The sequence below is a fragment of the Microbacterium sp. CFBP 8801 genome, assembly GCF_014839455.1.
Lineage (GTDB): Bacteria > Actinomycetota > Actinomycetes > Actinomycetales > Microbacteriaceae > Microbacterium.
In genome coordinates, this window is sequence record NZ_JACYNU010000022.1 from 1 (window position 1) to 9,808 (window position 9,808).

Annotated in this window: 10 protein-coding genes; 6 read left to right on the forward strand and 4 right to left on the reverse strand. The window is 70.6% G+C overall.

The features are described from left to right. Positions 1-180 precede the first annotated feature (180 nt). On the forward strand, positions 181-987 hold the full coding sequence (locus IFR11_RS15060) for a Cof-type HAD-IIB family hydrolase (RefSeq protein WP_342030312.1): 807 nt from the start codon (positions 181-183) through the stop codon (positions 985-987). 18 nt (positions 988-1,005) lie between these two features. On the opposite strand, the gene IFR11_RS15065 is transcribed toward IFR11_RS15060, so the two are convergent. After that, positions 1,006-2,208, reverse strand: coding sequence for a trans-sulfuration enzyme family protein (locus tag IFR11_RS15065; protein WP_191916699.1), 1,203 nt, complete (start codon positions 2,206-2,208; stop codon positions 1,006-1,008). Positions 2,209-2,355: 147 nt separating this feature from the next. On the opposite strand from IFR11_RS15065, the gene IFR11_RS15070 reads away from it, so the two are divergent. Then, positions 2,356-3,810, forward strand: a complete 1,455-nt coding sequence (locus IFR11_RS15070; protein ID WP_191916700.1) for an amino acid permease — start codon at positions 2,356-2,358, stop codon at positions 3,808-3,810. A gap of 230 nt (positions 3,811-4,040) precedes the next feature. Then, positions 4,041-5,363, forward strand: coding sequence for a flavin monoamine oxidase family protein (locus tag IFR11_RS15075; protein ID WP_191916701.1), 1,323 nt, complete (start codon positions 4,041-4,043; stop codon positions 5,361-5,363). A gap of 19 nt (positions 5,364-5,382) precedes the next feature. Here IFR11_RS15075 and IFR11_RS15080 read toward each other — a convergent pair whose 3' ends face one another. Both IFR11_RS15080 and IFR11_RS15085 read right to left on the reverse strand, forming a co-directional pair. Then, positions 5,383-6,243: a sulfurtransferase gene (locus IFR11_RS15080; RefSeq protein ID WP_191916702.1), complete on the reverse strand. Its 861-nt coding sequence runs from the start codon at positions 6,241-6,243 to the stop codon at positions 5,383-5,385. A gap of 29 nt (positions 6,244-6,272) precedes the next feature. After that, positions 6,273-6,773, reverse strand: coding sequence for a DUF4188 domain-containing protein (locus tag IFR11_RS15085; RefSeq protein WP_191916703.1), 501 nt, complete (start codon positions 6,771-6,773; stop codon positions 6,273-6,275). 70 nt (positions 6,774-6,843) lie between these two features. On the opposite strand from IFR11_RS15085, the gene IFR11_RS15090 reads away from it, so the two are divergent. After that, entirely contained in the window at positions 6,844-7,452 is a 609-nt protein-coding gene (locus IFR11_RS15090) for a MerR family transcriptional regulator (protein WP_191916704.1), read from the forward strand. A 42-nt stretch (positions 7,453-7,494) separates the two neighbouring features. Here IFR11_RS15090 and IFR11_RS15095 read toward each other — a convergent pair whose 3' ends face one another. Further along, positions 7,495-7,785 carry a DUF4287 domain-containing protein gene (locus IFR11_RS15095; protein WP_055939000.1) on the reverse strand — a complete coding sequence of 97 codons (291 nt, stop codon included), beginning with the start codon at positions 7,783-7,785 and terminating at the stop codon, positions 7,495-7,497. Between the two features lie 127 nt (positions 7,786-7,912). Here IFR11_RS15095 and IFR11_RS16830 point away from each other — a divergent pair, with 127 nt between their 5' ends. After that, positions 7,913-8,884 carry a GNAT family N-acetyltransferase gene (locus IFR11_RS16830; protein ID WP_191916705.1) on the forward strand — a complete coding sequence of 324 codons (972 nt, stop codon included), beginning with the start codon at positions 7,913-7,915 and terminating at the stop codon, positions 8,882-8,884. Then, a partial coding sequence (locus tag IFR11_RS16835; RefSeq protein WP_342030313.1) for a S16 family serine protease occupies positions 8,881-9,808 on the forward strand: 928 nt, incomplete at its 3' end. The genes IFR11_RS16830 and IFR11_RS16835, both read left to right, overlap by 4 nt.

The following is a 9,808-nucleotide window of genomic DNA, read 5'->3' on the forward strand; positions in this document are numbered from 1 at the left end:
CCTGCAATCACATGTCGGTAGCTGCCACAGCAAAACAACTACCGTGCGAGCACTCTATAACGGTGGGGTAACGGAGCGGAAGAGTCGGCCGTGATGATTCTGTTATTCATAGTTTTCCCAGGTTCGGGATGCCGGGTCGGCCGCCGCGTACCCCGCTCCCGAGCCTGCGAGGATGGCCGCGTGCCCCACGACATCCGCCTCATCGCCGTCGACATGGACGGCACCCTTCTCGACGCGTCCGGGAACGTGCCCGAGACCCTCTGGGGTCTGCTTCCCAGGCTCGAAGAACGTGACGTGACGTTCGTGCCCGCGTCGGGACGCCAACTCGCCACCCTGCGCGCCACCTTCAGCGACGCGGCGGATGCCATGACCTTCATCGCCGAGAACGGCGCCTACGTCGTACGAGCGGGGGTGGAAGTGGCATCCGACGCCCTGGAACCCGCCGTCGTGGCACGAGCCGTCCAGCGCCTGCGCCACCTCTCCGCCGAGGGATACGACCTCGGCGTCGTGGTGTGCGGCAAGCGCTCCGCCTACATCGAGCGCACCGACGAGGCGTTCCGCTCCCAGGCCGCGATCTACTACGCCGCCCTCGAGATCGTCGACGACGTGCTCGCGATCGACGACGACGTCCTGAAGATCGCCGTGTACGACTTCGCGCTCGCCGAGGACAGCGTCGGACGCGCGCTCGACGAGATCGCCGAGACCCATCGCGTCGTCGTCTCGGGACAGCACTGGGTCGACATCATGAATCCCGGCGTCGACAAGGGCGTCGCCCTGCGCCGTCTGCAGGCGGCCCTCGACGTCACCCCCGCGCAGACCGTCGCGTTCGGCGACTACCTCAACGACCTCGAGATGCTGGATGCCGCCGACTGGTCCTTCGCCATGCACAACGCCCACCCCGACGTCGTCGCCCGCGCGCGCCACCGGGCTCCGTCGAACGTCGACCACGGCGTGATCACGACGATCGAGGATCTGCTCGCCGGCTGATCGACGGGGCTGATCGACTCAGAGCGCGGTCGCGTCCAGCGCGGCGGAGAGATCCGCCATCAGGTCGTCGGCGTCTTCCAGGCCGACCGACAGGCGCAGGTGACCGTAACGTCGGAATTCCTCGGGGTAGGTCGCGGTCCGCGGTCCCTCGGCCGCGGTGTGCACGATCAGGGTGTCCTCGTGTCCGAGCGAGAATCCCGACGTGATCAGGCGCAGGTGCGACACGAAGCGGTTCTGCGCGTCGGGGTCGCCCTCGACGGCGAACGCCATCATGCCGCCGAACTCGCGGCCACCGAACTGCCGCGCGGCCACCTCGTGCTGCGGATGCGACGCCAACCCGGGGTACGCGACGAACGCCACCCGCGGATCGGCCTCGAGCATCTCGGCCACCCGTTGCGCCGACGCGAAATGCTGACGCAGTCGAAGCGGAAGCGTCACCGATCCGCGCTGGATCATCCAGGCGTTGAAGGGTGAGATGACGCCGCCCACGTCGACCATCGCATCGCCCTTGATCGGGTCGATGAGATCGGCACGTCCGATCACGGCCCCGCCCATGGCATCGCCATGTCCGTTGATGTACTTCGTCAATGAGTGCACGACAAGATCGGCGCCGTCGGTCAGCGGGCGGTAGAACGGCGGCGGCGTGAAGGTCGAATCGACCATCAGGATCGCCCCGGCCGCGTGCGTGATCTCGGCGAGCATCGCGATGTCGGCGACCTTCGTCGTCGGGTTGGCGATGGCTTCGACGCACACGAGACGCGTCTCGGGGCGCAGGGCGGCGCGGACGGCATCCGGATCCGTCACATCGACGAAAGTCGCATGGATGCCGTACCGCTCGGGGAGCAGTTCGGTCCAGAGTCGCCAGGTCGCCTCGTAGACCACGTCGCTGACGACGACGTGATCGCCCACCCTCACGCGGGTGAAGAACACGGCGTGCAGAGCGGCGACGCCCGAAGCGAGGACCACCGCCGCCTCGCCCCCGTCGAGAGCGGCGAGCTTCGCCTCGAGCGCGGCCTGGTTCACCCCGGTGTTGCGGGTGTACAGGCCCGGCTCGTACGCCGACCAGCTGATCTCGCTCGGATCGTCGGGCAGGGCGAACGAGTTCGACATGACCAGCGGCGTCCTCAGCGCCCGAGTGCTGTCGAGCGTCTTCCCGCCGTGGACGGCCAGGCTCGCCTCTCCCAGTGAGTGGGCGTCGGTGCGATCGGGGCGCGTGGTCATCTCGGTGTCCTTCCCGTCCGCGCCGACGAGGGAGCGGCACCGCCTCAGCGTAGTGAGCGCGGTCGTGTCGGCGGCATCCATTACTCTGACCTGCGGCGCCCGCGAGTCCCGTCTGCCACCGGCTCGAGCACGAATGCGAGAACACCCATGAACCGACCCACGGGTCAGCCCCTCGAGCGCTCCGGTGCGGGCACGCCCGAACGCCACCTGCGGCGGGCGATGGATGCGCGCCACCTCGTGATGATCGCCCTCGGCGGCGTGATCGGGTCGGGACTCTTCCTCAGCTCGGGCTACACGATCCACCAGGCCGGTCCGCTGGGAGCCGTGCTCGCGTACCTGCTGGGCGCTTTCGTCGTCTGGCTGGTCATGGTGTGTCTGGGCGAGCTCGCCGTCGTCTATCCCGTCTCGGGGTCCATCCACATCTACGCGGCACGCACCATGGGGCCGGCGACCGGCTTCGTGACGGCGTGGCTGTACTGGCTGTGCTGGGTGGTCGCCCTCGGGTCGGAGTTCACGGCATCCGGAATCCTCATGCAGCGCTGGTTCCCCACGGTCGACGTCTGGGTGTGGTGCCTGGTGTTCGCCGGCATCCTGTTCACGCTCAATGCGATCTCGGCGCGCGTGTTCGGTGAGACCGAGTTCTGGTTCGCACTCATCAAGGTGGTCGCGATCCTGGCGCTGATCGTGCTCGGCACGATGGCGATCTTCGGCTTCACGCCCCTGTCGACCACCCCTCACGAGGCCGTGCTGTTCAGCAACTTCGTGACCCCCGAGGGGCTGCTCCCCGCGGGTCTCGGCGGCGTGCTCATCACCTCGCTCGCGGTGTTCTACGCCTTCAGCGGTGCCGAGCTCGTCGGCGTCGCCGCGGGCGAGACCAAGGATCCGGGTCGCAACATCCCCCGGGCGCTCCGCTCGACCGTGCTGCGTCTGCTCGTGCTGTTCGTCTGCTCGATCACCGTCATCGCGGCCCTGCTGCCGTACGAGAAGGCCGGACTCAGTTCCAGCCCGTTCGTCGACGTCTTCGAGTACGTCGGTGTGCCCTACGCGGCCGACATCATGAACTTCGTCGTCATCACCGCGCTGCTCTCGGTGGGGAACAGTGGTCTGTATTCGTGTGCGCGCATGCTGTTCTCACTCGCCGAAGAGGGCTACGCGCCCCGCTCGTTCACGCGCCTCACCCGCCGCGGCATCCCGTTGGTCGCGCTGATCGTGAGCCTGGCCATCGGCCTGGTCTCGCTGGTCTCCAGCGTGATCGCCGCCGAGACGGTGTACCTCGTGCTCGTCTCGATCGCCGGTTTCGCGGCGGTCGCGGTGTGGATGTCGATCGTGGCCGCGCAGTTCTTCCACCGCCGGGCGTTCCTGCGCGCGGGCGGAGACCTGTCGAGCCTGGCCTACCGCACACCGCTGTATCCGCTGGTGCCGATCCTCGCCTTCGTGCTGCTCACCGCGTCGATCGTGGCGATCGCCTTCGACCCGCAGCAGGTCGCGGCGCTGTACTTCGGCATCCCGTTCGTGGGGCTCTGCTACCTGTTCTTCTGGTGGCGTTATGGTCGTCGGGGCGTCAGACCCGCGGCGCTCGATGAAGAGGCGCCCGCCCCCTGACCCCCGGGCTCGGCGACGCCGGGCCCGTAGCGACGTGCGCGATGTGGCACTCCGTTTCACTCGCGGATCGGCCGAGGGTCGTCGTGCTCCGCGTGCGCGCGTTCCCGCTGTACGCGGTGTCCACTCCGACGCCATGGACGCTCCGGCGAGGCGGATGCCAGCGGCTCTCCGCCCGCAGTACGGTCGCGGGAAGTCGGGTCGAGTGATCGGCCTGGAACGGGGGAGGACGCATGGACACTGTCGACACGATCGTCGTCGGCGCGGGGATCTCGGGCCTCGCCGCGGCGCGTCTGCTGGCCCGTGCCGGCCGCCGGGTCGTCGTGCTCGAGGCACGCGATCGGATCGGTGGGCGCGTCTTCTCGGACCGCTCTCACGGGCACGTCACCGACCGCGGGGCCTCGTGGATCCACGGCATCGACGACAGCCCGGTCGCCGAGGCCGCCCGCGCGTTCGGCATGCCGATGATGGAGTTCACCGTCGGGGGATACCAGCCCGACAGCCGCCCGCTGGCCTACTTCGACGCCGACGGCGAGCGACTCGACGACGACGCGGTGCGGCGGTACGCCGACGACATCCGCACGCTGAACGCCGCCCTCGTCGACATCATCGCCGACGCCGATCCGGATGCCACCTACGCCGACGTCGTCGAGAAGGCACTCGCCGCACAGGACTGGGATGCCGAACGGACGGAACGCGTGCGCGAGTACAACGACCGCCGCGCCCAGGAGCAGTACGGCATCGGCATGGCTGCCCTCGGCGCCCACGGCCTCGACGACGACACCGTCAACGGCGACGAGGTCGTGTTCCCGCACGGGTACGACGAACTCGCCCGGAACTTCGCCGACGGCCTCGACGTGCGCCTCGGACACCTCGTCTCGCGGGTGCATTGGTCGCCCGAGGGCGTGCGGGTCGACACCGACCACGGCACCTTCGCCGCCGCCCGGGCCGTCGTCACCGTTCCGGTCGGGGTGCTGCACGCCGGCGACGTCGTGTTCGAGCCCGAGCTTCCCGCTCCTCATCGCCGTGCCCTGGACCTCGTGCGCATGAACGCCTTCGAGAAGGTCGTGCTGCGTTTCGACGAAAGATTCTGGGATGCCGGGGTCTACGGCATCCGTCAGCTCGGCGACGAGGGGGAGTGGTGGCACTCCTGGTACGACATCGGGCGACTCCACGACGAGCATGCGCTGCTCACCTTCGCGGCGGGCGCGGCCGCCGTCGCGACGCGGGAGTGGACCGATGCCGAGATCGTCGCCTCGACCGTGGCGCAGCTGCGGCGCCTGTACGGCGATGTCGTCGCGGAACCGACCAGCGCCATCGTGACGCGCTGGCAGGACGACCCGTTCTCGCGGGGTTCCTACGCGTACATGCTGCCGGGATCGGTCGGTGCCGACCACGACGATCTCGCCGAGCCCGTCGGCGGGGTGCTGCACCTCGCGGGGGAGGCGACCTGGGGCGACGATCCGGCCACCGTCCCCGGCGCGATGCTGTCGGGCCATCGCGCCGCGCAGAACGTGCTCGGTCACGACATCCCGGTGAGTGATCTCTGGGCTTAGCCCGTCGGCGGCGCCGGTCTCAGCGCGGTGCGGGTCCCGTCTGCACCGGCAGCTCCGGGTGGTTCGACCACTGGCTCCACGACCCCGGGAACACGCGCGGCTCGAACCCGGCGAGGGTCAACGCCACCGCCTGATGGGCCGCCGTCACACCGGAGCCGCAGTACACGCCCACCGACATGCCGTCCTCGGCGCCGAGCATGCGGAACCGCGACCGCAACGCGTCGGGAGTGTGGAAACGCCCGTCGGCGTCGACGTTCTCGGTCGTCGGCGCACTGATCGCCCCGGGAATGTGTCCCGCCCGCGGGTCGATCGGTTCCACCTCGCCGCGGTAGCGCTCCGCGGCGCGCGCGTCGAGCAGCAGGGAATCGTCGGCGAACGCGCCCACCTCGCCCAGCTCGAGCGACGGCAGCGCGCCGTAGGCGAGGTCGATGTCGCCCGGCGTCGGGATGACGGCATCCCCGGTCTCGCGGTCGAATCCGGCCTCGGTCCATGCCCGCCACGCCCCGTCGAGCAGGCGCACGTCGGCGACGCCCGCGAACCGCAGCAGCCACCACGCGCGGGCACTGGACATGTTCTTCAGGTCGTCGTAGACGACGACCGTGTCGCCGGCGTCGATGCCCCACCGTCGGGCGGCGTTCTGCAACGCCTCGACGGGAGGGAGCGGATGCCGGCCCGCGGTCGCCGCTCCGTGCGCGGCGAGATCGTGGTCGAGGTCGACGTACTGCGCCCCCGGGATGTGGCCGGCGCGGTAATCCGGCCGTCCGTCCGGACGATCGAGGCGCCAGCGTACGTCGAGGACGCGCACGGGACCGCCGTCGGGGAACGCGCCGGCCGAGAGGGCGGCCTGCAGGTCGGACGCGGTGACGAGGATGCGGCTCATTCCTCCAGTATGCGAGTGCCGGGCCCGTGTCATTCGGTCCCCGCCGTACGCGGGGTGGCGCCGTCGGCGACGCGCGCGCGGGCGCCGTCGTGTCGCGCGCCGACGGGGATGATCGAGGTCGCCCGGGGCAACCCCATCGCGGGGGTGTCGACGTAGATCGACTCCGCCCGTTCGACCACGTACGTCTCGTGCCAGATGCCCACGGCGCCCTCGGCCGTGCGTGCCCGCTTGTTGAACCGCGACCACGCGGGGCGGTGGGCCTGCCCCGGCGCCGACGCGTACGAGTAGAGCTTCTCGAGCGACGACCAGTACTGCACGAGGTACGGGCCCCGCGCACCCAGCAGGACGGTGAAGCCCTTCAGTCCCGATTCGGGGTCGGTGCTCAGCTCGCGCAGCATCGGGCCCATCTCGCCGAGGATCGGCATCCATTTGTCGGGGCGGTACCAGCGGTTGATCGTCATGCCGATGTGGAAGACGACGAGTTCGCCCTCGTGGTGGTGGGTCATGCGACCGCGGAGAAGGGATGCCATGGCTCGTCCTTACTGGATAGTGGTGCTATCTAGTGTTGGATAGTCTTGCTATCGAGTCAAGGGGGAAGTGATGCGCATCTCGGAATTGGCGATGACGAGTGGGGTCTCCGTCCCGACGATCAAGTACTACCTCCGCGAGAAGCTCCTGCCCGAGGGGGAGCGCACCTCGCCCACGCAGGCCTCGTACGGCGAGGCCCACCTGCAGCGCCTCGGGGTGATCCGTGCCCTCGTCGACGCGGGAGTCGGGATCGCGGGCGTGCGCCGCGTCGTCACGGTGCTCGAGGATCCGCCGCAGAACCCTTACGACCTGCTCGGCGCCGCCAACGCCGCGGTGACCCCCGAGATCACCGCGGATGTCGACCTCACCGAGGCCACCGCGCTGCTCGTGCGCATGGGGGGAAGCCCTGAGAAATGCTTCCCCGACCAGATCGCGGCCGTGGCCCACGCGTTGGCCGCTCTGGATCGCGCCGGGTTCACGGTGCCGGAATCGGTGATGTCGGCGTACGTCGAGCACCTGTCGGCGATCGGTGAGGCCGAGCTCGCCGCGACGCCCGACACCTCCCTCGAGGATGCGGTGCGCTACGTCGTGCTGGGAACGGCGCTGGTCGAACCGCTCGTGCTGGCCCTTCGGCGGGTGGCCGAGCAGATCGCCGCCTCGCGACGGTTCGGCGCCGGCTGACCCGTACCGCGCGTGCGGCGGCCGGGTCGTCGCGCCCGCGCGTCAGCCGTTCGGATTCGTCGCTGCTCCGTCGAGCCAGAGCGTGTCGCTCGCATCGCCGTGGGGACCGGCCCGACCGACGTGGGCGTCGGAGATCCTCGGCCCCTTCGTGATGACGTGCACGAGCGCCATCCCGTGACCGCGACCGAGGTCGTAGTCGTCTTTCAACCACTGCAGGATGGGCGTCGCCTTCGTTCCGGCGCCGAACCCTCGTTCTTCGGCGAGGGCGACGAACTGTCGCGGGGTGAGGCCCGTCTTGGTCTCGATGTTGTCGAGGTACGACTGGAAGGACATGACCGGAGGTTAGCGTCCGCCTCCGACATCGGTCCAGGCCTGTCGAGCCGCCCCGGGACGACGCCGCGGTGCGCCCGCCCCGGGGGCCCGGCGCGACGATGTCGGGCGCCCGCGATACGGTCGGATGATGGCCGTCATCCTGCACCGGGCGCCCGTCGCCGAGATCGACCCCCGCACCCTCTACCGCATCCTCTGGCTGCGCGTGGCGGTGTTCGTCGTCGAGCAAGAGGCCGCGTACCCCGAGATCGACGGCCGAGACATCGAAGAGGGGGCGGAGCTGCTCTGGGCGACCGAGGGCGACGACGTCCTGGCGACCCTCCGCCTGCTCCGTGAGCCCGCCAACACGCGCATCGGTCGCGTCGCCACCGCGACCGCCGCACGCGGGCGCGGTATCGCGGCCGACCTCATGCGCGCCGCCGTCGACGTGCTCGACGCCGAGGCTCCCGGCATCCCGATCCTGCTCGACGCGCAGGCGCACCTCGCCCCCTGGTACGCCCGCTTCGGTTTCGTCGTCTCGGGGCCGCCGTTCGCCGAAGACGGTATTCCGCACCTGCCCATGCGGCGCACCCGCCTCGCCACCGAGCGCCTGGTGCTGCGCGACTGGACCCGCTCCGACGAGGACCGCGCGTTCCTGTTCGACATGTACCGCCGGCCCGAGGTGCGGCGGTACCTCGGCACCGGAGACGTGATGACCGACACCGCCGAGGTCGACGCCCTGCTCGATCGTTGGGTCGGTCTGGCCGACGGCATCCTGGGGGTGCGTGCCGTCGAGACGACCGACGGTCGACGCCTCGGCTCGGTGCTGCTGAAGCGCATCCCGTGGTCGTCCGGGGCGGGCGACGGTCGGCCCGAAGACATCGAGATCGGTTGGCACTTCCACCCCGACGCGTGGGGGGCCGGCTACGCCACCGAAGCGGCCTCGGCCGTGCGCGCGCTCGCCGAACGCCAGGGGATCCGCGGTCTCGTCGCGGTGACGAACCCGGCGAACACCGCGTCGGGTGCGGTCGCCGAACGCATCGGCCTGCGCCCGGCGGGCGAGACGCGCGACTACTACAACGCCGCCTGCGCCCTGTACGTCGGGCTCGGCGGCGACGCGTGAGGTTCCGTCCGCTCGTCACCACCGCACTCGCCCTCGTCTGCGTGGTCGTGCTCGCGGGGTGCGACCTGCGGTTCTCGCTCGGTTTCGGTACGGGATCCGACGGCTCGTTCGATGGGGACGAGCTGACGGTCCCGGTGCTGTACGCCCACGGCGCAAAGGGCGGCGTCACCTCCCAGCGCATCACCGCGGCCTCGGCCGACGGCGGCGATCTGAGCATCGACATCACCGAGAACGACGTCTCGGGGGTCGCCCCCGTCACCCAGTCCGCGACCTGGACCGCCGTCGCCGCGGCGACGCTGCTCACGGGCGCCCGTCCCGACACCGCCTACACCTTCGGCCTCGACGCGCGCATCGACACTCCCGGGGCCGGCGCCGTCACCGCGGTCGGGGTGCTGGCGCTGTACTACGGCACCGAGGTGCAGCCCGGGGTCGCGCTCGCCGGTGGGGTCACCCCCTTCGGAACGGTGAGCCCCGTCGCCGGACTGCCGGAGCAGGTGTCGGCGGCGATCGAGGCCGGCGGAATCGACACGATCCTCGTGCCCGCGGGGCAGCGCATCGCGGTCGACGCCGACGGGGCGGCCGTCGACCTCGACCAGCTCGCGGCGACGGGCGGAATGACGATCGCCGAGGTCGCCGACGTCGCGAGCGCCTACGCGGTCATGACCGGCGAAGACCTTCCCGAGGCGGCGTTCCCCACCCCGGCTGCCTCGCCGACGCCGCTGCCCAGCGCGACGGAGGGCTCCGAGCCACTCGCCGACGCACCCGGGTCGGAGGCCATCGCCGCCGCCGTCGACGACGCGCGAGCGCGGGCCGACACCGCCCTCGCTGCAACGGTCGACGACGCCCGGGCGGTACCCGCGCGAGCGGCCCTCGCCCGCGCGCAGACTCTGCGCGAGGCGGGCGACGAGGCCGGCGCGCTGTCGG

Coding starts and splice junctions, on each gene's coding strand:
- IFR11_RS15090 (WP_191916704.1), top strand. CDS start 6,844: ATGCGCATCTCGGAATTGGCGATGACGAGTGGGGTCTCCGTCCCGACG.
- IFR11_RS16830 (WP_191916705.1), top strand. CDS start 7,913: ATGGCCGTCATCCTGCACCGGGCGCCCGTCGCCGAGATCGACCCCCGC.
- IFR11_RS15070 (WP_191916700.1), top strand. CDS start 2,356: ATGAACCGACCCACGGGTCAGCCCCTCGAGCGCTCCGGTGCGGGCACG.
- IFR11_RS15065 (WP_191916699.1), bottom strand. CDS start 2,208: ATGACCACGCGCCCCGATCGCACCGACGCCCACTCACTGGGAGAGGCG.
- IFR11_RS15075 (WP_191916701.1), top strand. CDS start 4,041: ATGGACACTGTCGACACGATCGTCGTCGGCGCGGGGATCTCGGGCCTC.
- IFR11_RS15095 (WP_055939000.1), bottom strand. CDS start 7,785: ATGTCCTTCCAGTCGTACCTCGACAACATCGAGACCAAGACGGGCCTC.
- IFR11_RS15085 (WP_191916703.1), bottom strand. CDS start 6,773: ATGGCATCCCTTCTCCGCGGTCGCATGACCCACCACCACGAGGGCGAA.
- IFR11_RS15080 (WP_191916702.1), bottom strand. CDS start 6,243: ATGAGCCGCATCCTCGTCACCGCGTCCGACCTGCAGGCCGCCCTCTCG.